Origin of the sequence: Rhodoplanes sp. SY1, assembly GCF_046000175.1 — a bacterium.
Lineage (GTDB): Bacteria > Pseudomonadota > Alphaproteobacteria > Rhizobiales > Xanthobacteraceae > Rhodoplanes.
Genome location: NZ_JBEOMB010000008.1, coordinates 67,628 through 91,470, shown reverse-complemented (window position 1 = coordinate 91,470; position 23,843 = coordinate 67,628). Strand labels below are relative to the sequence as shown.

Annotated in this window: 18 protein-coding genes and 1 pseudogene; 10 read left to right on the top strand and 9 right to left on the bottom strand. The window is 71.6% G+C overall.

The window, feature by feature from the left end; translation table 11 throughout:
* Positions 1–4 precede the first annotated feature (4 nt).
* From trxA to addB, 3 genes are all read right to left on the bottom strand, one after another.
* Positions 5–325: a thioredoxin gene (trxA, locus tag ABTU92_RS03025; protein WP_111357809.1), complete on the bottom strand. Its 321-nt coding sequence runs from the start codon at positions 323–325 to the stop codon at positions 5–7.
* A gap of 58 nt (positions 326–383) precedes the next feature.
* Positions 384–3,890, bottom strand: a complete 3,507-nt coding sequence (gene addA / locus ABTU92_RS03020) for a double-strand break repair helicase AddA (RefSeq protein WP_408087538.1) — start codon at positions 3,888–3,890, stop codon at positions 384–386.
* Between the two features lie 226 nt (positions 3,891–4,116).
* Positions 4,117–7,314: a double-strand break repair protein AddB gene (addB, locus tag ABTU92_RS03015; protein WP_408087536.1), complete on the bottom strand. Its 3,198-nt coding sequence runs from the start codon at positions 7,312–7,314 to the stop codon at positions 4,117–4,119.
* 255 nt (positions 7,315–7,569) lie between these two features.
* Here addB and thrC point away from each other — a divergent pair, with 255 nt between their 5' ends.
* The 4 genes from thrC (at position 7,570) to ABTU92_RS02995 (ending at position 11,775) form a co-directional block, all read left to right on the top strand.
* Positions 7,570–8,991, top strand: coding sequence for a threonine synthase (gene thrC, locus ABTU92_RS03010; RefSeq protein WP_408087534.1), 1,422 nt, complete (start codon positions 7,570–7,572; stop codon positions 8,989–8,991).
* Complete coding sequence (locus tag ABTU92_RS03005; RefSeq protein ID WP_408087532.1) at positions 8,988–10,256, top strand: M16 family metallopeptidase; 1,269 nt, start codon at positions 8,988–8,990, stop codon at positions 10,254–10,256. Before thrC ends, ABTU92_RS03005 begins: the two co-directional genes overlap by 4 nt.
* Positions 10,257–10,312: 56 nt before the next feature.
* Positions 10,313–10,900 carry a GNAT family N-acetyltransferase gene (locus ABTU92_RS03000; RefSeq protein ID WP_408087530.1) on the top strand — a complete coding sequence of 196 codons (588 nt, stop codon included), beginning with the start codon at positions 10,313–10,315 and terminating at the stop codon, positions 10,898–10,900.
* Between the two features lie 152 nt (positions 10,901–11,052).
* Positions 11,053–11,775 carry a hypothetical protein gene (locus ABTU92_RS02995; protein WP_408087528.1) on the top strand — a complete coding sequence of 241 codons (723 nt, stop codon included), beginning with the start codon at positions 11,053–11,055 and terminating at the stop codon, positions 11,773–11,775.
* Positions 11,776–12,344: 569 nt separating this feature from the next.
* On the opposite strand, the gene ABTU92_RS02990 is transcribed toward ABTU92_RS02995, so the two are convergent.
* The 5 genes and pseudogenes from ABTU92_RS02990 to ABTU92_RS02970 form a co-directional block, all read right to left on the bottom strand.
* The gene (locus ABTU92_RS02990; RefSeq protein WP_408087526.1) at positions 12,345–12,830 is read right to left on the bottom strand and encodes an ATP F0F1 synthase subunit B; all 486 of its coding nucleotides are present in this window, start codon (positions 12,828–12,830) and stop codon (positions 12,345–12,347) included.
* Positions 12,831–12,841: 11 nt separating this feature from the next.
* Positions 12,842–13,405: pseudogene (locus tag ABTU92_RS02985) on the bottom strand (F0F1 ATP synthase subunit B'); the annotation flags it as partial.
* A gap of 176 nt (positions 13,406–13,581) precedes the next feature.
* Positions 13,582–13,809: a F0F1 ATP synthase subunit C gene (locus tag ABTU92_RS02980; protein WP_111360051.1), complete on the bottom strand. Its 228-nt coding sequence runs from the start codon at positions 13,807–13,809 to the stop codon at positions 13,582–13,584.
* A gap of 66 nt (positions 13,810–13,875) precedes the next feature.
* The gene (locus ABTU92_RS02975; RefSeq protein ID WP_408087524.1) at positions 13,876–14,628 is read right to left on the bottom strand and encodes a F0F1 ATP synthase subunit A; all 753 of its coding nucleotides are present in this window, start codon (positions 14,626–14,628) and stop codon (positions 13,876–13,878) included.
* 87 nt (positions 14,629–14,715) lie between these two features.
* A complete protein-coding gene (locus tag ABTU92_RS02970) occupies positions 14,716–15,084 on the bottom strand; it encodes an AtpZ/AtpI family protein (protein ID WP_408087522.1) in 369 nt (122 codons plus the stop codon).
* Positions 15,085–15,363: 279 nt separating this feature from the next.
* Between ABTU92_RS02970 and ABTU92_RS02965 the strand changes: the two genes are divergently transcribed.
* The 3 genes from ABTU92_RS02965 to ABTU92_RS02955 all read left to right on the top strand — a co-directional run bounded on the left by ABTU92_RS02965 (position 15,364) and on the right by ABTU92_RS02955 (position 17,364).
* Positions 15,364–15,840 carry a hypothetical protein gene (locus ABTU92_RS02965; protein WP_408087520.1) on the top strand — a complete coding sequence of 159 codons (477 nt, stop codon included), beginning with the start codon at positions 15,364–15,366 and terminating at the stop codon, positions 15,838–15,840.
* A gap of 171 nt (positions 15,841–16,011) precedes the next feature.
* A complete protein-coding gene (locus ABTU92_RS02960; protein ID WP_408087518.1) occupies positions 16,012–16,473 on the top strand; it encodes a secondary thiamine-phosphate synthase enzyme YjbQ in 462 nt (153 codons plus the stop codon).
* Between the two features lie 213 nt (positions 16,474–16,686).
* Positions 16,687–17,364, top strand: coding sequence for a response regulator transcription factor (locus ABTU92_RS02955; protein WP_408087516.1), 678 nt, complete (start codon positions 16,687–16,689; stop codon positions 17,362–17,364).
* A 211-nt stretch (positions 17,365–17,575) separates the two neighbouring features.
* On the opposite strand, the gene ABTU92_RS02950 is transcribed toward ABTU92_RS02955, so the two are convergent.
* Entirely contained in the window at positions 17,576–21,085 is a 3,510-nt protein-coding gene (locus tag ABTU92_RS02950) for a NahK/ErcS family hybrid sensor histidine kinase/response regulator (protein WP_408087514.1), read from the bottom strand.
* Between the two features lie 202 nt (positions 21,086–21,287).
* Between ABTU92_RS02950 and ABTU92_RS02945 the strand changes: the two genes are divergently transcribed.
* The 3 genes from ABTU92_RS02945 to ABTU92_RS02935 all read left to right on the top strand — a co-directional run bounded on the left by ABTU92_RS02945 (position 21,288) and on the right by ABTU92_RS02935 (position 23,666).
* Positions 21,288–22,538 (top strand): two-component system sensor histidine kinase NtrB, encoded by a 1,251-nt coding sequence (locus tag ABTU92_RS02945; protein ID WP_408087512.1) that lies wholly within the window; start codon positions 21,288–21,290, stop codon positions 22,536–22,538.
* The gene (locus ABTU92_RS02940; protein WP_111357486.1) at positions 22,510–23,145 is read left to right on the top strand and encodes a response regulator transcription factor; all 636 of its coding nucleotides are present in this window, start codon (positions 22,510–22,512) and stop codon (positions 23,143–23,145) included. Before ABTU92_RS02945 ends, ABTU92_RS02940 begins: the two co-directional genes overlap by 29 nt.
* A 158-nt stretch (positions 23,146–23,303) precedes the next feature.
* Positions 23,304–23,666 (top strand): response regulator, encoded by a 363-nt coding sequence (locus ABTU92_RS02935; protein WP_408087510.1) that lies wholly within the window; start codon positions 23,304–23,306, stop codon positions 23,664–23,666.
* The last annotated feature ends 177 nt before the right edge of the window (positions 23,667–23,843 follow it).

The following is a 23,843-nucleotide window of genomic DNA, read 5'->3' as shown; positions in this document are numbered from 1 at the left end:
GCGGTCAGACCGCAGCCGTGATCCACTGCTCGAGCTTGGCCTTCGGCGCGGCGCCGACCTGGCGCGACGAGAGCTCGCCGTTCTTGAACAGCATCAGGGTCGGGATCGACATGATGTTGTACTGCGCCGCGACCTTGGGATTCTCGTCGACGTTGAGCTTGACGATCTTCACCTTGCCGTCGAGCGAGCCGGCGATCTCCTCGAGGGCCGGGGCGATCATGCGGCAGGGGCCGCACCACTCGGCCCAGAAGTCCACGACGACCGGCTTGTCCGACTTCAGCACCTCGGTCTCGAAGTCCTGGTCGGAAACCTTGGTCACGCCCATGCCATACCTCGCGGGGTTCGATGATCGGGCCTGAACGTATGAATGCGTCCCGGGTGCGTCAAGGCGCCGCCGCGGCGACCCCGAGCCGGGCCAGGGCGGCGGCCCGGGCGTCGGGCGGAATCTCCATCAGCTCCGGCGTTTCGGTCCACACCAGCGCGGTGGAGATGCGCCGTCCGGGCCACAGCCGGCCGAGCACGGCGGCATAGAGCGCGAGTTGCGTCACGTAGTCGGGCGGCACCTCGGCGAGCGTTCTCGGGGCTGTGCGATTCGTCTTGAAGTCGGCGATCAGCACGGCGTCCGCCGTGACGGCGAGGCGGTCGACCTGGCCGGCGACGACGAGCGGCGTCCCGTCCGGCCGCGCGAGGCGGCCGAGGATCGGCACCTCGGCGCGGCTGCCGGAGCCGAACAGCGGGGCGAAGCGGGCGTCGTCGAGAATCGCCAGCGTCTCGGCGAGCAGCGCCTCGCGGGCGGCCTCGGGGAGCGCCGCGGCATTGCGGGCCAGCACGGCGCGGGCCCTCGCGGCGCGCGTCTGCGCGGCGATCTCGGGCAGCGACTGGAGAAGCCTATGGGCGAGGCTGCCGCGCAGCATCGCCGCCTTGCGGGCCGCTTCCGTGCCGACGACGCGGCGCGGGACGGCGGGCCGATCCTCGTCGAGGGCGCGCGAGGGCGAGACGGCGGCGGGCGCCGCCGTGTCGGTGGCGACCGGCGCGCGCAGCCAGGCCGGTTCCGACTCCGGCGACGCGGACGGCGACGTGGCCTCCGCCGCCGGGGTGGGTTCGGGCAGGGGCTCGGCCGCCACCTTGCGATAGATGCGGACCGGCGCGTCGTGGCCGGGAAGCGTCTCCTCCGTCACGCCCGGCTTGCCGGCGAGCTGCGTCGTGATCAGCTCGTGCCAGCAGCCGGCCGGCGGCTTCTTGGCACCGGCGCAGCCGCAGACGACCAGGCGGTGGGCGGCGCGCGTCATCGCCACGTAGAGGAGCCTTCGGTACTCGTCCTCGGCCTCGCGGGCGGCGGCCGCGCGGGCCGCGGCGAGCGCCGGCGGATCCTGCTCCTTGCGGCCGGCCCACACCGGCGCCCCCGGCGCGCCGGGGGCGAGGTGCTCGGTCGGCAAGGTGAGAAGCCGCGGCGGCCGCGGGCCGGAGGGCGGCTGCGTCGTGTCGGCCAGGAACACCAGCGGCGCCTCGAGGCCCTTGGCGCCGTGCACGGTCATCACCCGCACCTCGTCGCGGCGGATCTCCATGTCGCGCTTGATCTCGCTTTCGGCGGCGCGCAGCCAGGCGACGAAGCCCTGCAGCGACGGCGTCTCGCGCCGCTCGAAGTCGAGCGCCAGCGCCAGGAACTCGTCGAGCGCGTCGTTCGCCTCGTGGCCGAGGCGGGCGAGGATTGTCTTGCGCCCGCCCTCCGGGCCGAGCAGCCGGGCGAAGAAGTCGAACGGTCCGCAGCGCCGCGCCGCCTCGGCGCAGCGATCGAAGCGCGCCGCCGCGTCGGCGACGACGGGATCGTCGCCGGCCGCGGCCATCAGCGCCGCGTGCAGCGTGCCGCGCCGGCCGTGGGCGAGGCGGAACAGCATGTCGTCGTCGAAGCCGAGCAGCGGGCTCTTGAGCGCGATCGCCAGCGCGAGATCGTCGGCCGGCAGCAGGATCGCGTCGGCCAGCGCCATCAGGTCGACGACGGCGACATGCTCGGTCAGCGTCAGCCGATCGGCGCCGGCGACCGGCACGCGCGCCTCGCCGAGCGCCCGGATGATCGCCTCGAACATGGGCCCGCGCTGGCGCACCAGCACCAGCACGTCGCCGGCGCGCAGCGGCCGGCTCTCGTGGCCGGCCGGCGCGCCGGCGTCGATCAGCGCGCGGATCGTCTGCGCAATCTGTCGCGCGAGCTTGACCTGCGGGCTCGTCTCGATCGTTTTGTCGAACGGCGCGTCCCAGCCCTCGATCTCGTCGCGTGGATCGGGCGGCGTCAGCGGCCACACCTCGACGATGCCGGGCGCCGCGTCGGGGAGCGCAATGTGCGGCGGAATCCCGTCGGCGTCCGACGTGATGCTGGCGAACATCTCGGGCGCCGCGAACACCGCGTCGACGGCGCCGAGAATGTTGGCGCCGGAGCGGAACGACACCTTGAAGTCGCGCCGGTGGAAGGTCAGGCCCGCCGCCTTGTGGGCGGTCTCGAAGTGCCGCCGCATGCGGGCGAACTCCTTCGGCACGGCGCCCTGGAACGAGAAGATCGACTGCTTCTCGTCGCCGACCGCGAAGACGGTGCGGCGGATCGGCCGCGCGCCGGCCCCGGCCGTGAACTCGGCGACCAGGAGGCGGATGATCTCCCACTGCTTCGGGCTCGTGTCCTGCGCCTCGTCGATCAGCACGTGGTCGATGGCGCGGTCGAGCTTGTAGTGCACCCAGCCGGGCGCGGTCTGCTGAAGGAGCGCGAGGGTGCGGTCGATCAGGTCGTCGTAGTCGAGGAAGCCGCGGCGGTTCTTCTCGGCGACGTAACGGGCGATCACGGCGGCCGCGAGCGTGATGAGGGCCGCGGTGCGGTCGCGCGCCGCGACGGCATCGCGCCGCGCCACGAGAGCGATCACGCGCTCCTGCTCGACCGTCAGTCGCTCGGCGAGCCCCGGATGCTTCTTGGCGATGCCCGACGTGACGAGCGATTTTCGTCGCTCGCGCTTGCCGGTGAGGAAGACGTCCAGATAGGCCTCGATCTGCTCCGCCCCGCGCGCCGCCGCGGCGGCCGTAAAGCGGGCGCACTGCTTCTGGTCGTTCGCCGTGCCGCCCTTGCAGACGGCGGCGACCGAGGCCCAGTCGGCGGCCGGCAGGATCGGCCCGTCGACGATCGCCTTGTCGATCGCCGCGATCGTATCGTCGCTCGTGACGCCGAGCGACGTCGACAGGTTCTCCAAGGCGCCCTGCAGGCCGCCATGCGCGTCGATCCAGGCGGTCAGCGCGTGGCGGCGGAACACCGCCTCGCGGACGAGGTCGCGCAGCGTCTGGTCGGCGGCGGCGGCGAGCGCGGCCGCGAGCGCCCGGCCGGTCGGCGAGCCGGGGTCGGCCGTGGCGTCGAGCAGCACCGCCATGGTGGAGCGGTCCAGAAGCTCGTCGGTGGCGCGGTCGTCCAGCACGGAGAAATGCGCCGGCACGCCGGCCTCGAACGGAAAACGCTGCAGGAGGCGCGTGCAGAAGGCGTGGATGGTCTCCACCTTCAGACCGCCCGGCGTGTCGAGCGCCGCGGCGAACAGTTTTCGCGCCTGCTCGCGGTCGCGCGCCGTGATGGATTTGACTCCGAGACTGGTGAGCTTCTCATCGAGCGCCGCGTCGTCGAGCGAAATCCAGCCGGCGAGCTGCCCGAAGACGCGGTCCGCCATGTTGGCGGCCGCCGCCTTGGTGAAGGTGATGCAGAGAATCTTCGCCGGATCGACGCCGGCGAGCAGCAATCGGATCACCCGCTGCGCCAGCACGTGCGTCTTGCCCGAGCCGGCATTGGCTGACACGAACACCGAGGCATCCGGATCCGCCGCCTCGGCCTGCACGGTCGTGACATCGACCGGGATGATTTTCGGGCGACTCATGCTCGGGCCTCTCGCAGCGCGCTGCCGTCACCTCTCCCCGCGTGCGGGGAGAGGTCGGGGTTTGCGCCGAAGGCGCGAAGCCCGGGTGAGGGGGCGTGTCGAGGATACGGAGGCGCCCCCTCATCCGACTCGCCGCTGCGCGGCGAGCCACCGTCTTGTCGCGCGAGAGCGCGACCCCGCGCGCGGGGAGAAGGACAGGCGGCGGCGCGTCGTAAAATGTCGCGCATCACTCGCCCCCCTCTCCGGTCGACCACTCCTTCACGCGGGCGAGGTCGTCGTAGGTGCCGTAGCGGCTCTTCCACATCGAGAGCACCAGCGAGCGGTAGGGCGTCTCCGGGTCGTCGAACTTCTTCACCAGCCCGATCAGCTTGCCGAGCGCGGCGTCGGCGGCGGCATCGGGCGACTGCGTCTCGAGATCGACCGGACAGCATTCGCCGGCCGGGTCGCCGCCGGTGAGGCGCACATAGGCGAGCTCGTCGAGCCCGGCACCGGGCGGCAGCCCGTCGAAGCCGCCGCCGCGCAGAATCGCGCCTTCGAGCGTGAGCTGCGGCGAGAGGCCGAGCCGCACCTGCTTGGAGGAGGGCGGCGCCCCGGTCTTGAAGTCGAGAATGGCGAACGAGCCGTCGGGATGGCGCTCGATGCGGTCGGCGCGGGCGCGCAGCCGGAAGGCGCGGCCCTCGCCGAGCGGAATGTCGAGTTCGCCCTTGATCTCGGCGGTCACGACCGTGCCGTCGGCGCGGCGCTCGCGCTCGAAGCGCACGAACCAGCGGGCGATCTCGGTGAAGCGCGGCCACCAGAAGGCGCGTGCCTCCGGCGTGTCGTCGAGCTTGGCGAATTCCTGCCGGCCGATCTCCAGGAGTGCGGCGAGGGGGTCGTCGGGCAGCGCCGCGGCGTAGCGCTCGCAGAACGTGCCGATCGCCGCGTGGATGGCGATGCCGCGGTCCTTGGCGCCGGGTGGCAGATCCACCGGATCGAGCGGCGACAGCCGCAGGATGTGCTTCGCATAGATCGTGTAGGGATCGCGCAGCCAGTGCTCGATCTCGGTGACCGAGAGCGACACGGGGCGCACGTCGCGCGGCGGCTTGGGCTCCGGCCGGGCGACGCGCTTCGGCGGCCCGTCCGGCCGATCGAGCTTTCGCGCGAGATCCAGATACGCCTCGCCGCGTCTCACGACGTCCTTCCAGGCCGGGCCGGCGACGGCGGCGAGCCGCTGCAAGAAGCGCGAGGCGGCGACCGGCGCGCCGCCGACCTTGCCGGGCCGCGTCATCACCACCTCGGGGGCGGAGCCGGCGAGCTGGGCGAAGTCGTGCGCCGACAGGCCGATGCGGCGCTCTGGCAGGTCGAGACCCAGGGCGTGGCGCATGCCGCGGCTGAGCCACGGGTCGCTCGCCGCGGCCGGCGGCCACACGCCTTCGGCGAGGCCGCCCAGCACGAAACGGTCGACCGTCACGAGCCGCGCTTCGAGCAGGCCGAGAATGTGCAGGCGGGCTCCCGCGACCGGCGGCGGCCGCACCACGCGGTCGGCGACGGCGGTGCGGAACAGCTCGGCATAGTCCTCGGTCGCCACCGGAAACGTCTCGGCCGCCGCCTCGTCGACGAGCTTGTCGAAGGTGTCGGCGAGCGCGCCGCCGTCCGCCCCCGCGAAGGCGACGATCCCGTGGGCGCCGTCGTCGGACAGCGCCTCGATCACGGCGCGATGCGCGGCGGCGAGCGCCGCCAGCCCCTGCGGTTTTCGCGAGTCGAGCTTTTCCAGCGGCGCCAGCGCGGCGGTCAGGCGCGCGACCAGGGCGGTCGCGGCGTCCAGCTCGTGCGCCCGCAGCCGGGCCCGCGGATCGGCCGGGTGGAGGGTCGACTCCTCGCCGGCCTGCAGCTTCGCCACCTCGGTGGCGATGGTGGCGAGCGCGTGGGCGAGGCCGGCCGTGCCGAGGCGCGGCCGCGGCCCGCGCAGCACCGCGCGCTCCAGCGCCGCGACGGCGCGGGCGTGCTCCGCCGCGTCGCGGCCGAGCCGGGCGAGCGGGTGCTTCAAGAGCGCCAGCAGCGGCACCGGCGCGACCTCGCCGAGCGCCGTCTCGGCGGCGAGGCGGGCGAACACGCCGGCCGGGGCGTCGGCGAGCGGCTGGCCGCCGGTGTCCGACACGGTCACGCCCCAGCGGCCGAGCGCGGCGGCGACGCGGCGCGCCAGCGCCCGGTCCGGGGTCGCGAGCGCCGCGGTGCGGCCGGGCTCTTCCAGCGCCTCGCGCAGCACGACCGCGATGGCGAGCGCCTCCTCCTCGGCGTTCGCCGCCTCGATCACGGAGAGGCCCGGCATGCCGTCGCGCACCGCCCCGGTGAAGTCCGCGTCGGCCAGCCGCCTTTGCCACAGATGGGTGGTCGGAGCCGGCCGCAACGCCTCGGAGAGCAGCACGCCGCGGTCGTGCCGGGGCGGGGTGCCGAGCGGCACCACGTCGGCGCGCCTCAGCCCCAAGCCGGCCAGCAGGCCGTGCAGGGCGAATTGCGGGTGGCCGCACTCGGGCTCCGGCCCAAGGCCGGAGCGGCCCGGCGCCAGCCCCGAGCCGTCCGCCACGCCGTCGATGGCCGCCCATGACTCGTCGTCGAGTGCCGTGTCGAGGCCGGGCAGCACCACGGCGCCGTGCGGCAGCCGCGCCACCGTGGCGATGAAGCGGGCCGTCGCCGGCATCGAGCCGGTCGAGCCGGCGACGATCACCGGCCCCTCGGCCCGCGCCGCGATGCGGGCGGCCTCGGCGGCGATCAGGAGATCGCGGCGGGCGGCCGGCTCGATGGTGTTCCGCTCGGCCAGCAGCGCCGGCCATGCCTCGCGGGCGACCGCCAGGAACTCCAGCGTCAGGCCCCAGTAGCGGTCGTGCTCCTCCGGGACGAGGGTGTCGAGGGCGGTCCACGGGACGCCCCGGGTGGTCATGTCGTCGATCAGCCGGGCGAGCTGGTCGGCCATGGCGAGCGCCGCCGCCGGGGTGTCGACTACGACGGGCGCCTGCTCGGCGGTCCTGCGGCGCAGGGTCTTGGCCCAGGCGAGGACGAGGCGGGCGAGCAGCAGCCGGCGCGACAGGCCGGGCAGGGCGGGGGGCAGGTCGAGCGCCTCGGGCAGGGCGGCGGCGTCGGCGCCTGCGGCCTCCGCGCCGCGGCCCGCGGCCGAGAAGGCCAGCTCGTCCTCGTCGATGTCGCCGAGCGCGACGATCCGGGGCAGCACGGCACCGTCGCGGCCCATCGCCGCGAAGAACACGTCCCGGGCGGTCCGGCAGGCCCGGCGGGTGGGCAGATAGAGCGTCACGCCGGCGAGCGCCAGCGGGTCGGCCGCGGCCGAGAAGCCCGGCACCAGCCGCCCCTCCAGGAGGGCAGCCGCAAGCGTGGGCAGGAACGGCACGGCGGCCGGAATCGTGTAGACGCGGGGTGCGGGAGGCTTTGGCACCGGATGTTCGGGCGAGCTGGGCATGGCCGGAGCTTAACCGGATTCGTCCGCAGGAATGCGAGGGCGCGATCGCCTTTCTTGTGTGCCTCCGCGGTTCCGACTAGTGTGCCGGGTCGCCGGCCGCAGGGACCGGCACCAGTCCCGGAACGGTAGGCTTTCCAGAGATTTGGTCATGACCGGCCGGCCCGTCGCCGGCCCCGGCGGGGGATTTCGGCGCGCCGAACGCGCGCGGTCCCCTCGAGGCAGTGAGGACACGTGCAGTACATCTCCACCCGCGGCGAGGCGCCGCCGCTCGGCTTCATGGACGTCACCCTCGCCGGCCTCGCCCGCGACGGCGGCCTCTACGTGCCCGAGGCGTGGCCCGGGCTCGACGCCGCGACCATGGCCGGCTTCGCCGGACGCCCTTATGCGGAGGTGTTCACCGAGGTGGTGGCGCCGTTCGTCGGCGACACGCTGACGGCGACCGACCTTTCCCGCATGGCGCGCGAGGCCTACGACACGTTCCGCCATCCGGCCGTGGTGCCGCTCGTGCAGGTCGCGCCGTCGACCTTCGTGCTGGAGCTGTTCCACGGGCCGACGCTGGCCTTCAAGGATCTGGCCATGCAGGTGCTGTCGCGCCTGATGGACCATGCGCTGGCGGCGCGCGGCGAGCGCTCGACCATCGTGGTCGCCACCTCGGGCGACACCGGCGGCGCCGCCGTCGAGGCGTTCCGCGGCTCGGCCCAGGCCGACCTCTTCGTGCTGTTCCCGCAAGGGCGCGTCTCCGACGTGCAGCGCCGGATGATGACCACGGCGGGCGCCGACAACGTCCACGCGCTCGCTATCGAAGGCACCTTCGACGACTGCCAGGCGATCGTGAAGGGCCTGTTCAACGACCACCCGTTCCGCGACCGGGTGCGGCTCTCCGGCGTCAACTCGATCAACTTCGCCCGGCTCGTCGCCCAGGTCGTCTATTATTTCGCCGCCGCCGCGGCGCTCGGCGCGCCGCACCGGAAGGTCGCGTTCACGGTGCCGACCGGCAATTTCGGCGACGTGTTCTCCGGCTATGTGGCGGCCCGCATGGGCCTGCCGGTCGACCGGCTGCTGGTCGCGACCAACGTCAACGACATTCTCGCGCGCACGCTCGCCACCGGCACCTATCAGGTTCGCGACGTGGTGGCGACCACGTCGCCGTCGATGGACATCCAGGTGTCGTCGAACTTCGAGCGCCTGCTGTTCGAGGCCTGCGAGCGCGACGCGAAGGCTGTGCGGGCCGCAATGGCATCGCTCGCCCGATTACAAGGCTTCACTATTCCAGGCCGTTCGCTCGGCGCCATGCGGGCCCTGTTCGCGGCCGACCGCGCCGCCGAGGAGGAGGTCGCCGCGACCATCCGCACGGTGCGGCGCGAGGCCGGCTATCTGCTCGATCCGCACACCGCGGTCGCCATGGCGGTCGCCGAGAAGGAGCCGCGCGACCCGTCGGTGCCGATGGTCGTGCTCTCCACGGCGCATCCGGCCAAGTTCCCGGACGCCGTCGAGGCCGCCTGCGGCATCCGCCCGGGGCTGCCGGACTGGCTCGCCGATCTGCCCGGCCGGCGCGAGCACGCGACGGTCCTTCCGGCCGACCAGGCCGCCGTCGCCCGCCACATTCTCAGCCACAGCCGCGCGGCGAGCGCGGACGCAGGAGCAGCCGCATGACCGTCGAGGTGTCGCGTCTTCCGTCCGGCCTGATCGTCGTCACCGACGACATGCCGCATCTCGAGACCGCGTCCCTCGGCGTCTGGGTCAACTGCGGCAGCCGCCACGAGCGGCCGGATGAGCACGGCATCTCGCATTTCCTCGAGCACATGGCGTTCAAGGGCACGGCGAGCCGCACGGCCCGCCAGATCGCCGAGGAGATCGAGGCGGTCGGCGGCGACCTCAACGCCGCCACCGGCGTCGAGGTGACGGCCTACTACGCCCGCATGCTGCGCGAGGACGTGCCGCTCGCCCTCGAGGTGCTGGCCGACATCCTCTCCAACCCGCGTTTCGACGACCACGAGATCGTCCGCGAGAAGAACGTCATCATCCAGGAGATCGGCGCCCTCGAGGACACGCCGGACGACCTGGTGTTCGACTATCTGCAGGCGACCGCCTATGCGGGCCAGCCGGTCGGCCGCTCGATTCTCGGCACGCCCGACACGGTGCGATCGATCGACGCTGCGATGCTGCGCGACTATCTGGGCCGCAACTATCGCGGTCCCGGAACCGTGGTGGCTGCGGCCGGCGCCGTGAACCATCAGGTGGTTCTGGAGAAGGTCGAGCGGCTGTTCGGTGGCTTCGCCGGTCCGTCGCGGGGGCGGCCGGAGCCGGCCCGCTTCCATGGTGGCGTGCATGTCGAGGCGCGCGACCTCGAGCAGGCGCATCTCGCGCTGGCGCTGGAAGGCGTGCCGCAGCGCGACCCCACCCTCTACAGCCTGCAGGTGTTCACCAACGTGCTCGGCGGCGGGATGTCGTCGCGGTTGTTCCAGGAGGTCCGCGAGACCCGCGGCCTGTGCTACTCGATCTACTGCTTCCACTCGCCCTATGCCGACACGGGCCTGTTCGGCCTCTATGCCGGCACCGACGCCGCCGACGCCAAGGAGCTGATGCGGGTCGTCGTCGCCGAGATGGAGGCGGCCGCCTACGGGCTCACCGAGGCCGAGGTCGCCCGCGCCAAGGCGCAGATGAAGTCCGGCCTGCTGATGGCGCTGGAGAGCTCGGGCGCGCGCGCCGAGCAGCTCGCCCGCCAGATGATCATCCACGACCGGGTGATGACCGTGGAGGAGATCGTCGCGCGGGTCGACGCCGTGACGGTGGACAGCGCCCGCGCCGCCGGCCGCGCGCTGCTCGCCCGCTCGCGCCCGGCCGTTGCCGCGCTCGGACCCGGCGGGCTTGAATCGGCCGCGGCGATCGCCGAAAGTCTCCCCTCGAAGGCCGCGTGACGGCGCCGGCGATCCGCCGGTCCCCCCGTCGCCGGCCGGGCACTGCGACCCGGACAATGGCGTTCTTCCGCACCGTCAGTCTCGCCGAGCCGGCGGGCGCGATCGAGGGCAAGGGGGTGATGCTGCGGCCGCCCCAGATGTCCGACTTCGAGGAATGGGCGGCGCTGCGCGAGCGCAGCCGTGGCTTCCTGACGCCGTGGGAGCCGACCTGGCCGATGGACGACCTCACCCGCGGCGCCTTCCGCCGCCGGCTGAAGCGCTACGCCGAGGACCAGCGGACCGACCAGGCTTATGCCTACTTCATCTTCCGCAGCGCCGACCGGGCGCTGGTCGGCGGCCTCACCCTCGCCAATGTCCGCCGCGGCGTCGCCCAGGCGGGCAGCATCGGCTACTGGATGGGCGAGCCCTATGCCCGGCGCGGCTTCATGACCGAGGCGGTGCGGGCGCTCGCCCCCTACGCCTTCTCGGCACTGCGGCTGCACCGGCTGGAGGCCGCCTGCATCCCGACCAACGCGCCGTCGATGCGGCTCCTCGAATCGTGCGGCTTCGTGCGCGAGGGCTACGCGCGGCAGTATCTCTGCATCAATGGATTGTGGCAGGACCACCTGCTCTACGCCCGCCTGAAGGACGACCCGCCGCGTTGAGCATGGCGGACCGGCCGCGCCCGTCCCGGACGGGCGGTGCCACGGGTCCGCCACGGTTGGGATCGACAAGGACGCGGGGCGAGGCGCAGGAACGAGCGTACGGGGACATCATGGCTGAGCGAGGGATCGGAACGGCGGTCGGAACGGCAAGCGTGATTCGATCGCGTGTCGCGTCGCACCGGGCTGCGGGCCGGGCAGCCGGCCTGGCGGCCGCGCTGCTGCTCGCGGCGACGGTCGCGGCCTGCTCGTCGACCGACGAGTTCTTCAGCGGCCAGCCGACGCCGAGCGAGAAGTCCGGCTCGCCCGGCTTCGCCGACCGCTTCCGCAGCCTGTTCGGCGCGGGCTCCGAAGCCAAGGCGGCGGCCGGCGGAACCGCCGAGGCCGGCCAGACGGGCGGCGCCTCGACCCTGTCGGCCCTCGAGGTGGACTGCCCGTCGGTCGACATCCGCCAGGGCGCCTCGACCCTGCAGATGAACGCGCCCGGCTCCGACCAGGCGCTCGGCCTGCGCTACCAGGCGACCTTCGGGCGAACGGCGCGCCAGTGCGCCGTCAATGCCGGCACGCTGTCGATCAAGATCGGCGTGCAGGGGCGGCTGATCCTCGGTCCGGCCGGCGCCCCGGGAGAGACCCAGATCCCGCTGCGCTACGCGCTGGTGCGCGAGGGAATCGAGCCGAAGACGATCTGGTCGAAGCTCTACATCCTGCCCGTGACCCTGCCGCCCGGCCAGCCCAACGTGCCGTTCACGCACGTCTCCGAGGACCTCGCCGTCCCGGTGCCGTCGCAGGCCGACCTCGACAAGTACATCATCTATGTCGGCTTCGACCCGCAGGGCCTGCCCAGCGAGCGCAAGCCCGCCCGCAAGCCGCGCGGGTAGGGGACGGGGCGCTCTCTTTTATCGCCGCTCGATCGACCAGTGCCGCGCCCTTCATGGTGAGGAGCGCGACGGTCGTCGCGCGTCTCGAACCATGTGGGCACCGCACGGAAAGGGGCCGCATGGTTCGAGACGCGATGCGTTGCATCGCTCCTCACCATGGGGGAGAGCTTTGCATAATCGGTCATTCCGGGGCGGCGCGCAGCGCCGAACCCGGAATCCAGCCCAAAATGTCTAGCTCGCTGCTGGATTCCGGGTTCGCGCCTTCGGCGCGCCCCGGAATGACAATCTCTGCAACGCCCTCTGAGGGGGAGAGTTGGTCCGGTCGCGCGCCGATATGCACCGTCATCCCGGGGCGTGAGCCGAAGGCTCACGAGCCCGGGATCCATACGCCCGGTGCCGGTGGCTCACGACAGACAGGGGATATGGGTCCCGGGCGCGGCGCTGGCGCGCCGCCCCGGGACGACGGGTCTGCTTTGGTCGACTCCGCCCGTGCGTCGTAGGGCCTGAAAACGAAAACGCCCGCGGATCCCGCGGGCGTTTTCGTATTGGATCGGCTGGTGCGTCGCCGCTCAGTTCAGCTTGGCGGCCAGGCCCTTGATGCCGTCGCTGACGAGCTGGGCGGCGAGCTTGCCCTTGACCGTGTCGGTCAGCAGCGCCTCGGCGGCGGCGACCGCGGCATCGGCGGCGGCGCTCTTCACCTCGGCGATCGCCTGGGCCTCGGCCTGGGCGATCTTGGTCTCCGCCATCTTGGTGCGGCGGGTCACGAACTCCTCGACCTTGGCCTTGCCCTCGGCCTGCAGGCGCTCGCCCTCGGCCTTGGCGTTGGCGACGATCTCGGCGGCCTCGCGCTCGGCCTCCTGGCGGCGGCGCTGATACTCGGCGAGCAGCGCCTCGGCCTCGGAGCGCAGCTTGCGCGCCTCGTCGAGCTCCGCCTGGACGCGGCGGCCGCGGTCGTCGAGCGCGCCCGTGACGGTCTTGTGCGCCCCGAGCTTGAGCAGCGCGAGGACGAGCAGCACGAACGCCACGGCCACCCAGAATTCGGCTTCGTAGATCATCGCGGTGGTCCTCAGCGCGCCAGCGCGCGATCGACCGCGGCGGCGGTCGCGTCGGCGCTCGGCTCCTTGCCGATCAGCTGGGTCACGATCGCATGGGCGGCGTCGACCGCGATGCCGCGCACGTTGGTCATCGCCTGGGTCTTGGCGGCAGCGATCGACGTCTCGGCGGCGGCGAGCTTGTCGGCGAGCTCGGCCTCGACCGCCTTGCGGTGCGTCTCCGACTCGCGGGCGAGCCGCTCGCGCGTCTCGGTGGCGATCGCATGGGCGTTGTTGCGGGCGTCGGCGAGCGATTTCTCGTAGGCCGCGCCGGCCTTGTCGGCCTCGCTCTTGAGACGGACCGCCTGGGCGAGGTCGCCGTCGATCCGGGCGCGCCGGTCGGCCAGGATGCCGGCCATCCGGGGCAGCGCCACCTTGGCCACCATCGCGTAGAGCACGGCGAAGCAGAGCGCGAGCCAGAACAGCTGGGACGCGTAGGTCTCCGCCTTGAACGGCGGAAAGCCGCCGCCGTGCCCGGAGGCCGGGGCGTGCTCCGTCGTCGCGTGGGTGGGCTGGGCCATCGGCCCCTCCTTGTCGGAACTGTCGGAGTCGGAACTGTCGGAGTCGGAACTGTCGGAGTCGGAACGTCGGCGCGTCGCGTGAAAAGATCACTCGCGCGAGGACAGGTCACGTCGCGCGAGAGGTCGCGACGCGAGGTCGCGAGAAAGCGTGTCGCGCGGACGCCGGGCGTCCGCGAGCCACGGCCGGCCGTCGATCAGACGGCGAACAGCAGCAGGAGCGCGATCAGCAGCGAGAAGATGCCGAGCGCTTCCGTGATGGCGAAGCCGAAGATCAGGTTGCCGAACTGGCCCTGGGCGGCGGACGGGTTGCGCAGCGCGGCGGAGAGATAGCTGCCGAAGATCTGGCCGACGCCGAGCGCGGCGCCACCCATGCCGATGCAGGCGATGCCGGCGCCGATGTACTTCGCGGCGATCGGATCCATGTGGAAGCTCCTTCTTTGGTGCTGGATTGAGGATCGTTGGGTCGTGGTCGTGGATCGTGAGGTCGGTCAGTGGCCCGGATGCAGGGCGTCGCTCAGGTAGATGCAGGTGAGAAGCGTGAACACGTAGGCCTGCAGGAACGCGACCAGGAGCTCGAGCGCGGTCAGCGCCGTCACCATGGTGAGCGGCAGGATGCCGCCGATCCAGCCGATCGCGCCGAGCGCGCCGCCGAGACCGGCGACGAAGCCCGCGAACACCTTCAGCGTGATGTGGCCGGCCAGCATGTTGGCGAACAGACGCACGCTGTGGGAGATGGGCCGCGACAGGAACGACACGATCTCGATCAGCACCACGAAGGGCAGGATGTAGCCCGGAATGCCGTGCGGCACGAACAGGCGGAAGAACTTGAGCCCGTGCGCATAGAGGCCGTAGCCGATGACGGTGAAGAAGACGAGCAGCGCCAGGGTCGCCGTGACGACGATGTGGCTCGTCACCGTGAAGGTGTACGGGATGATGCCGATGATGTTGGCGAACAGGATGAAGGTGAACAGCGAGAACACCAGCGGGAAGAAGCGCAGTCCCTCCTCGCCGGCCGTCGACCTGATCATGTCGGCGACGAACTCGTAGGTCACCTCGGCCATCGACTGCAGCCGCCCGGGGACGAGCTGGCGGCCCGCCGTGGTGCCGACCATCAGGAAGGCCGTGACGGCGACCGCGGCCATCATGAACACGGCCGAGTTGGTGAGCTGGATCTCGGTCGCACCGAGCTTCACGAGGGGAGCGATGTTGACGATCTCGAACTGATGAATCGGATCAGCCATGACCTCTCGGGTCCCCTTCCACTGTTGCCCGCCCCACCGGAGCGTCTCCGGCCTGCATGTCGCCGGCCCGGGCGTCGCCTGATGGCGTCACGGACGGCCGTCGCGTCGTTCCGCACCCTGTCCCGGCACCACGCCGGCGGCGCGCATCACGTTGAGCACGCCGGCCGCGAAGCCGACCAGAAGAAACACGATCATTCCCCATGGCGCGATCCCGAGCCAATGGTCGAGCGACCAGCCGATCACGGCCCCGACCAGCACACCCGCCACCAGCTCGGAAGAGAGGCGAAATCCGCGGGCGAACCCCGCGTAGCGCGTGCTCGATCGCGGTGCCGACGCATCACCCGACGGAGAACTCGTCCGTTGCTGGTCGAGCTGTTCGCCGAGACGCTGGAGCCTCGCGGAAAGATCGGCTTCCTCGGCCGGGCGGTCGTCCCTGTCGTGCGCGTTCGGGGCCATGTTATCGCCTCCCGCGCAACGACGTCCGGTCGGACGTCCACCCCCCGCCAAAGCCGCGCGGACCATACTGACCGCGTTTCGGCGAGTCAAGAATTCCACGGCTCGTTGTGGGCGCTGCAGCGAAGCCGCTAAGCCCGTGTCCTGCGCGGGGAATCCGGCGCCGTCGGAGGGCCGTCGGCGGGCGCTGCCGCGGGTGCCGATTTGCCGCAATCGGCGTTAAGCTGGGAGCGACCGCGTGGCGGCTCGCGCCGGACGTCCCTGGAGCCGAGAGGACCCCCGATGATTCGACATCCCCTGGCGGCGGCCGTGCTGGCCGCATCCGTGACGGTCGTCGCCGGGACGACCGCCCCGGCCCAGACCCCGCCGGCGCCGCCGACCGCCGACGGCGACGCCGCCCGCTTCAGCTATCACCGCACCGAGGAGGGCTTCGCCCGGCTCGACCTGCGCACCGGCCAGGTGTCGCTGTGCAGCCTCCGCTCGTCCGGCTGGGCCTGCCAGGCGGTGCCCGACGACCGCACCGCCTTCGAGAGCGAGATCACCCGGCTGCAGACCGAGAACGTCGCGCTCAAGAAGGCGCTGCTCGACCGCGGCGTGCCGCTCCCCTCCGGCGTGAAGCCGGAGGCGGCGGTCCCGACCGACCCCGGGCGCGGCAGCGCCGACGCCGAGCTCGACCGCGCCTTGAACTTCGTCGAACGCGCCTGGCGCCGGCTGATCGAGATGATGACCAGCCTGCAGCGCGACCTCGGCAAGACGTGAGGGAGGCCTCGTGCCCCGGACAAGGCGCGTCGGGCCGCAGGACCGATGCGCCGCAGAGCCGGGGCCCAGGGGCGTATCGGCGAGGCGTTCACCTGATCCCCTGGGTCCCGGTTCGCGGCGCGACGCGCCGCGCCCGGGACACGGAACACCGTGAATGACGAGGGAACCCACATGCCCGGCACGCTGAGCCCGGTCCGCACCGCGCCGGTGGCGACGGTCGCCACCGCGACCCTGACGGTCGCGACCAAGGGCGAGGGCTTCGTCGACGTGACCGACGAGGCGCGGCGCTTCGTCGAGGCGGCGGGCGGCCGCCACGGCACGCTCCTCCTGTTCATGCGCCACACCTCGGCGTCGCTGACCATCCAGGAGAACGCCGACCCCGACGTGCGCACCGACCTCGTCACGGCGCTCGACCGGCTCGCTCCGCGCGATGCCGGCTGGGTGCACGACGCCGAGGGGCCGGACGACATGCCGGCCCATGTGAAGACGCTGCTGACCGGCGTCTCGCTCGCCGTCCCGGTGGTCGGCGGCCGGCTGGCGCTCGGCACCTGGCAGGGAATTTACGTGGCCGAGCACCGGGCGCGGCCGCACCGGCGCGAGGTCGTGCTGCAATTTCTGGGCGAGACGGCCTGAGCCGTCGCGGCGTCCGGTGCCCGGCGCGAGCACGGAGCGCCGGGATCGTCACGGTGGTAGCGAGAGGCGTCAATTTGGCTTGACGATCGGCACAAGCCCCGATTGGGTGATGCGTGCATTTGTCCTATGATGGCTTAAGCGGGCGGAGGCCGCGGGCCGGACGCACCGGTCGCGCCGCGCACGACACGCCCGAATCAAGGGGCAGGATTCGACTTGAGTGACATCACGTTCTACCGGCTGGTGATCGCCGACGACCATCCGCTCTTCCGGGGCGCCATGCGGGAGGCGGTCGCGGGGCTGTTCGAGAAGGTCGAGATCGCCGAGGCCGGGTCGTTCGATCAGATCTCCGAGATCCTCGATCGCGGCGGTGACGTCGACCTGATTCTGCTCGATCTCGCGATGCCAGGGGTGCGCGGCTTCTCCGGTCTCCTCTATCTGCGCGCCCAGTATCCGAGCGTGCCGGTCGTGGTCGTCTCGGCGACCGACGACCCGGGCGTGATCCGCCGCTGCATGGATTTCGGCGCCGCCGGCTACATCCCGAAGACGCTCGGCGTCGACGTCATGCGCCAGGGCATCACGGCGGTCCTGCAGGGCGGCCTGTGGACGCCGCCCGACATCGACCTCGACTCCAGCGCCGACCCCGAGGCTTCGGCGGCGCTCGCCCGCTTCGCGACGCTGACGCCGCAGCAGGTGCGGGTCCTGATGATGCTGTCGGAGGGGCTGCTGAACAAGCAGATCGCCTACGAGCTGTCGGTGTCGGAAGCGACCGTCAAGGCGCACGTGTCGGCCATCCTGCAGAAGCTCGGGGTGGAGAGCCGCACCCAGGCCGTCATCGCCGCCTCCAAGATCGAGATCCAGTGGCCTCCGGCCACGGCAGCCGCCCCGCATTGAGGGCTGCGCGGATCTGTCGAGCGCGGCCGAAGCCGCGAGCCGCAGCCTGCTCTCTCCCCCCTTGTGGGGGAGAGGTGGAGAGGGGGGTGAGCCACGCACTCGGAGATCGTGGCTCACCCCCCCTCCCTGTCCCTCCCCCACAAGGGGGGAGGGAACGCAGGAGCCGCAGACCCTGCAGATTGCGCCCGCACCACCGCGTCGAGTTGACAGATCACTCCGCCGCCGCCACCCGGAGCGCCTGCCACTGCGCGAGCTGGGCGCGCAGGGGGGCGGGGCGGACCGGCTTGTTGAGGATGCGGATGTCGAGCATCCGGGCGGTGTCGCGCACCTCGCGGGTGCGGTCGGCGGTGAGCAGCATGGCGGGGAGCGACTCGCCGTAGCGCCGGCGCAGCGCCACGATGGTGTCGATGCCGTTGCCGATGTCGAGGTGGTAGTCGACCAGCAGCACCGTCGGCCGCCGGCCGCTGCGCTCCACCGCCGCGATGGCGCGGTCGAGATCGGGCGCCTTCAGCACCTCGCAGCCCCAGCCCGACAGCAGCGTCTCCATGCCGTCGAGGATCGCCGGCTCGTTGTCGATGCACAGCGCGATCGACCCGGCGAGGTGGCCCTGCGCCCGCACGGCCTGCGTCTCGGCCGGCTCCGGCATCGCCACGGCGGCGCGCGGCAGCGTCACCGAGAATTGCGAGCCGCGGCCGACCTCCGAGCGCAGCGCGACCTCGTGGTCGAGCACGCGGGCGATGCGCTCGACGATCGACAGGCCGAGCCCGAGGCCGCGCGCCACCATGGCGCCGCGCTCCAGCCGGTGGAACTCCTCGAAGATGGCGCGCTGGCTCGCCGAGGCGATGCCGATGCCGGTGTCGTAGACATCGATGCGCACGGCGTTGCCGTGCCGCCGGCAGCCGACCAGCACGCGGCCGTGCTCGGTGTACTTGATCGCGTTGGAGACGAGGTTGCGCACCAGCCGACGCAGCAGCCGGCGGTCGGAGCGCACCACCAGGCGGCTGTGGACGAAGCGCAGCGACAGCGACTTCTCGCGGGCGAGCGGGGCGAACTCGACCTCGAGCTGGCGGAACAGATCGTCGACCGCGAAGGTGGTGATCTCGGTCTTGAGCACGCCGGTGTCGAGGCGCGAGATGTCGAGCAGCGCGCCGAGGATCTCCTCGACGGCTTCGAGCGAGGCGTCGACATGGCCGGCGAGCCGGGCCTCCTCGCCGGCCGGCTGGCGCTCGACCAGGCTGGTCACGTAGAGGCGCGCCGCGTTGAGCGGCTGCAGGATGTCGTGGCTCGCCGCGGCGAGAAAGCGGGTCTTCGACAGGTTGGCGTTCTCGGCCGCCGCCTTGGCGTCGGCGAGCTCGGCGTTGAGGCGCTCGAGCTCGGCGGTGCGCTCGCGCACCCGGTGCTCGAGCTCGTCGTTGGCGCGGGCCAGCGCCTCGGCCGCCTCGACGCTCGGGGTGATGTCGGTCAGCGTCACCACGACGCCGCCGCCCGGCATCTGCGCGACCCGCACCTCGACGATCAGGCTGCGGGCCGGGAAGCGCTCCAGGAAGGGCTCGGCGCAGGTGGCGTAGCGGCCGACCCGCTCGCGCACCAGCGTGTCGACCTCGCCGGGACCGAAGGCACCCTTGGCGGCGTTGAAGCGCAGGACGTCGTCGAGCGTGGTGCCGACCCGCACCAGCGTCGGGGGCAGGTCGAGGATCTCGCCGAACTGCCGGCTCCAGCAGACCAGCGCCATCTCCTTGGAGAACACCGCGATGCCCTGGCGGACATGGTCGAGCGCGGTCTGCAGGATCTCGCGGTTGTAGTGGATCGCCGCGTTGGCGTCGTCGAGCAGCTTGAGGGCCGCCTTGGTCGACATCAGCCGCTTGCGCAGCAGGAGCGACAGCACGAGCCGCGACGAGGCGGCGCCGATCGCCGAGGCGAGCAGGAACTCGGCGTGCTGGAGGAGCTGGAAGTCTGCCTCCTGCTTGGGATCGAGCGGCATACGGCGCGACGCCGCGAAGGTCTCGAAGGCGGTGCGGGTGCGCTCCTCGCCGATGTAGCGGGCGACCGTGGTGGTCAGCTCGCCGACCGTCACGGCCGAGCGCCACAGCCGGAAGCTCGGCGTCGTCGGGGTGAGCCGCGAGGGGACGAAGATGTCGGCCTGCAGCCGCTCGATCGCCGAGGGGGATTGGCGCAGCGACACCGCCACGTAGGTGAGCACGTTGAGGACGAGGCTGACGACGACGCCGTGGACGAGCGGCGGCAGGTCGAGACCGAACAACGCCTCCGGGCGCAGCAGCACGATGCCGAACGGCCCGTGGACCAGGATGTCGCGGTCGATCATGCCGGCGGCGACGAAGCTCGGCAGCAGCAGCGTCCAGGTCCACGCCGCGAAGCCCACCAGCATGCCGGCGACCGCGCCGCGCGCCGTCGCCCGCCGCCAGAACAGGCCGCCGAAGAAGGCCGGCGCGAGCTGGCTGATCGCCGCGAAGGACAGAAGCCCGATCGAGGCGAGCTGGGCGAGCCCGGCGGAGCGGTGGTACAAATAGGCGAGCAGCAGGATGGCGAGGATGGCGAGGCGGCGGACGCGCAGGAGCAGCGCGCCGGCGTTCGCCGAGCCGAGCGATCCGCCCCGGCGCAGCACCAGCGGCACGAACAGGTCGTTCGACACCATGATGGCGAGCGCGACCGATTCGACGATCACCATGGCGGTGGCGGCCGACAGCCCGCCGACGAAGGCGACGAGGGCGAGCGTGTGCGAGCCGGCGGCGAGCGGCAGGGCCAGCACGTACATGTCGCCGTCGACCGTGCCGGGCGGGAAGGTGAGCAGGCCGGCGAGCGCGATCGGGACGACGAACAGGTTGATCAGCACCAGATAGATCGGGAACAGCCAGGCGGCGCGGCGCACCTCGGTCTCGGAGTTGTTCTCCACCACGGCGACGTGGAACTGGCGCGGCAGCAGCAGGATCGCGAAGGCGGCGAGCAGCGTCATCGTCGCGAAGGTCGAGAAGCTCTGCTCGCCGGTGAGCACGCGGGCGACCTCGGGGCGCTCGAGCGCCCGCATGAACAGCGCCGCCGGTCCGCCGAACATGCCCCAGGTGACGAACACGCCGACCGCCAGGAAGGCGACGAGCTTGACCACCGATTCGGTCGCCACCGCGAGAATCAGCCCGTCCTGGTGCTCGGTCGCGTCGATATGGCGAGTGCCGAACAGGATGGCGAACAGCGCCATCGACATCGCCACCACGAGGGCGATGTCGCCGAGCACCATATGGGCGCTCCAGCTCTCCGGCGCGACCTCGGCCAGGATGGTGCCGAGCGACGATGATACCGCCTTGAGCTGCAGGGCGATGTAGGGGATCGTCCCGGCGATGGCGATCACCGCCACGATGGCGGCGACCGCCTGGTTCTTGCCGTGGCGGGCGGCGATGAAGTCGGCGATCGAGGTGATGTTCTGGCCCTTGGCGAGCCGAACGATCCGGGTCACCAGCGGCGAGGCGAGGCCGATCACCAGGATCGGCCCCACATAGATGGCGAGGAAGTCGAATCCCGAGCGCGAGGCGAGCCCGACCGAGCCGAAGAACGTCCACGACGTGCAGTAGATCGCCAGCGACAGCGGGTAGATCAGGCGCGACCGGCGGCGGCGCTCGCGGGCGCGGACGCGATCGCCCCAGCTCGCCACCAGGAACAGCATCCCGATGTAGCCGAGCGCGACGGCGACTGCGACCCAGCCGTGTGGCATGGCGTCTCCTGCGGCCGGGCGAGGTGGCCCGCGGCCTCGCGCGAGCGTCCCATACCGGCGCCCGGCTTGTCCATCGCGGCGCGGCTCTCGACTCCCCTCAGGGCCGGTCCAGCAATTGTCGTTGCAATGCCGGGCAAGGGTGCCGTACTTATCGGATAAATACTTACGACTATCGCAACCCGGGGATCAAGGATCCGGCTGCATGTCGATGAAGCCCTTCGATCGTGCCGAGGCCCCGCCGAGCGGCAGCGCCAGCAACAGCCAGCGCACCGTGCCGGCGATCTCCGATGCGCAGCTCGCGAGCGTCCTCGACACCGCGGCGGACGGAATCATCATCATCGACGAGCGCGGCATCGTGCTCACCTACAACAAGGCGTGCGAGCGCCTGTTCGGCTACACGGCGGTCGAGATGCTCGGCCGCAACGTCTCGACCATCATGCCGAACGATCACTCGCGGGCGCACGACGGCTACATCGGCAACTACATCGCGAGCGGCCACCGCAAGATCATCGGCATCGGCCGCGAGGTTCCGGCGCAGCACCGCGACGGCACCGTCATCCCGATCCACCTGTCGGTCGGCGAGGCGGTGACCTCGGCGGGACGCCAGTTCATCGGCATCATGCGGGACCTGCGGGCGCGCAACGAGAGCGAGCAGCGGCTCGCGCAGCTCCAGGCCAATCTGGTGCGGATGGCGCGCGTCTCGGCGGTCGACGAGATGGGGGCGGCGCTCGCCCACGAGCTCAACCAGCCGCTGACCGCCGTGATGCTCTATCTCCAGGCGGTGGAGCGCTCCTGCGCCAAGCAGGGTGCCGCCGGCGCCATCCCGACCAGCGTCATGGCGATTCTCGAGAAGGCGGTGCGCGAGGCCGAGCGGGCCGGCAGCATCATCCAGCGGATGCGCCAGTTCATCGAGAAGCGCGATCCGGTGCGCAAGAGCGTCGAGCTCAACCCGCTGATCGAGGACGCCCTCGAGCTCACCGTGCTGGGCAGTGCGCCCGGCACCCGCATCGTCCGCGACCTCGCATCCGGCCTGCCGAACGTGATGGTCGACCCGGTCCAGATCCAGCAGGTCGTCGTCAACCTGGTGCGCAACGCGATCGAGGCGATCAAGGGTTGCGACGTCCAGGTGGTGCGGGTGTCGACCCGGTTGCGGCCGGACGGCGTCGGGCTGAGCGTGCTCGACAGCGGTCCCGGCATCCCTCCGGCCGGCATTTCCGAATTGTTCAAGGCTTTTTCGTCGTCCAAGAGCCAAGGGCTCGGACTCGGCCTTGCCATTTCGAAATCTATCGCTCAGACCCACGGCGGCGATCTCATCGTCGATCCGGGAGGTCGGGGGCGGGGGGCCTGCTTCACCTTGCTCCTGCCGCTGCCGCTGCCGGACGAGGGGAGCTCGGGCGCGACGACAGCAACCAAGGACGGACACAATGGGTCAGAACGCCACCGCGGCTGGTGAGATCCACATCATCGACGACGATCCCGCGGTCCGCGACGCGCTTTCGGTCGTACTGACCCTGGAAGGCTATCACGTCACCACCTTCGCGGACGGGCATTCCTTCCTGGCGGCGGTGCGCTCGCGGGCGCCGGCCTGCATCATCCTCGACGTCCACATGCCGGGGCGGTCCGGGCTCGACATCCTCAAGGAGCTCAACGCCAAGAACTATCCGGCGCCGGTGTTCATCATCTCCGGCCAGGGCGACATCCCGATGGCGGTCGAGGCGATCAAGAACGGCGCCTTCGACTTCATCGAGAAGCCGTTCGACGCCGAGACCGTGGTCAACCGGGTGCGCGACGCCATCGAGGCGGCGAGTCGCCGGCAGGCGCGGGCCGGCCTCGGCGAGACGCTGACCCAGTTCCCCGGCAGCGACCTCCTCACCGCGCGCGAGCGCGAGGTGCTCAACCTCATCGCGGCCGGCGCCTCCAACAAGGAGGCCGGGCGTCAGCTCGGGATCAGCCCGCGCACCATCGAGGTCCACCGCGCCCGAATCATGGAGAAGCTCGGCGCCAAGAACGCCGCCGACCTCGTCCGCATCGTCCTGTCGGAGTCCCCCCGCAACGCCTGAGCGTCCGCCCTCGCCGCTCTATCCCGGACTCACAGACCCTCTCGGAGCGCTAAGTAATACTGCTTAGCGTTGTAATACGAATTGAGCGCTTGGCGAGGTGCTCCGATGTTGAGAGGCAAGGCAGCTCGTGGGCTGGCTGCGAGCTGTTGGGTTCTGTCATGGCCGTGCATGTCGTCGAAGATGATCCGGGGGTGAGCGACTCGCTCGCCATCCTCCTGGAGCATTTGGGGTTCGAGGTCGTGTGCCATTCCGACGCGGAGGATTTCTTCCGCGCCGGGCCGCCGGCCGGACAGGACATCGTCTTCGTCGATCTGATCCTCCCGGGCATCAGCGGGGCCGAGCTGATCCGCTGGCTCAACGGCTTGAAGGATCCGCCCCGCATCGTCGCGATGTCGGGCCAGTCGCAGAACACGATCGACCTGCAGCTCCGCGGCCTCGAAGGCGTCGGCGAGATGAGCATCATCCGCAAGCCGCTGTCGCACGGCGCCATCACCCAGCAGCTCGCCACCCTGCGCTCTTGATCCGGCGGTTTCGCGCGGCGCGTGCGACGAGAGCGTCGGCCTCGTCCGCGCCGGCGAGGTTTTGAATCACTCGGCCGTTCCGCTTGATTCCCGGGCGGCGTACCGGGAGCGGCGGACGGGAAGTGGCGCTTCGCGTCGGCGGTGAGCTTCGGCCCCGACCGCAGGCCCAGTGCGCCA

Coding starts and splice junctions, on each gene's coding strand:
- ABTU92_RS02935 (WP_408087510.1), top strand. CDS start 23,304: ATGGCCGTGCATGTCGTCGAAGATGATCCGGGGGTGAGCGACTCGCTC.
- ABTU92_RS02990 (WP_408087526.1), bottom strand. CDS start 12,830: ATGATCTACGAAGCCGAATTCTGGGTGGCCGTGGCGTTCGTGCTGCTC.
- ABTU92_RS03000 (WP_408087530.1), top strand. CDS start 10,313: ATGGCGTTCTTCCGCACCGTCAGTCTCGCCGAGCCGGCGGGCGCGATC.
- ABTU92_RS02950 (WP_408087514.1), bottom strand. CDS start 21,085: ATGCCACACGGCTGGGTCGCAGTCGCCGTCGCGCTCGGCTACATCGGG.
- ABTU92_RS02945 (WP_408087512.1), top strand. CDS start 21,288: ATGTCGATGAAGCCCTTCGATCGTGCCGAGGCCCCGCCGAGCGGCAGC.
- ABTU92_RS02965 (WP_408087520.1), top strand. CDS start 15,364: ATGATTCGACATCCCCTGGCGGCGGCCGTGCTGGCCGCATCCGTGACG.
- ABTU92_RS02940 (WP_111357486.1), top strand. CDS start 22,510: ATGGGTCAGAACGCCACCGCGGCTGGTGAGATCCACATCATCGACGAC.
- ABTU92_RS02980 (WP_111360051.1), bottom strand. CDS start 13,809: ATGGATCCGATCGCCGCGAAGTACATCGGCGCCGGCATCGCCTGCATC.
- addA (WP_408087538.1), bottom strand. CDS start 3,890: ATGAGTCGCCCGAAAATCATCCCGGTCGATGTCACGACCGTGCAGGCC.
- ABTU92_RS02970 (WP_408087522.1), bottom strand. CDS start 15,084: ATGGCCCCGAACGCGCACGACAGGGACGACCGCCCGGCCGAGGAAGCC.
- trxA (WP_111357809.1), bottom strand. CDS start 325: ATGGGCGTGACCAAGGTTTCCGACCAGGACTTCGAGACCGAGGTGCTG.
- ABTU92_RS02975 (WP_408087524.1), bottom strand. CDS start 14,628: ATGGCTGATCCGATTCATCAGTTCGAGATCGTCAACATCGCTCCCCTC.
- ABTU92_RS03005 (WP_408087532.1), top strand. CDS start 8,988: ATGACCGTCGAGGTGTCGCGTCTTCCGTCCGGCCTGATCGTCGTCACC.
- ABTU92_RS02960 (WP_408087518.1), top strand. CDS start 16,012: ATGCCCGGCACGCTGAGCCCGGTCCGCACCGCGCCGGTGGCGACGGTC.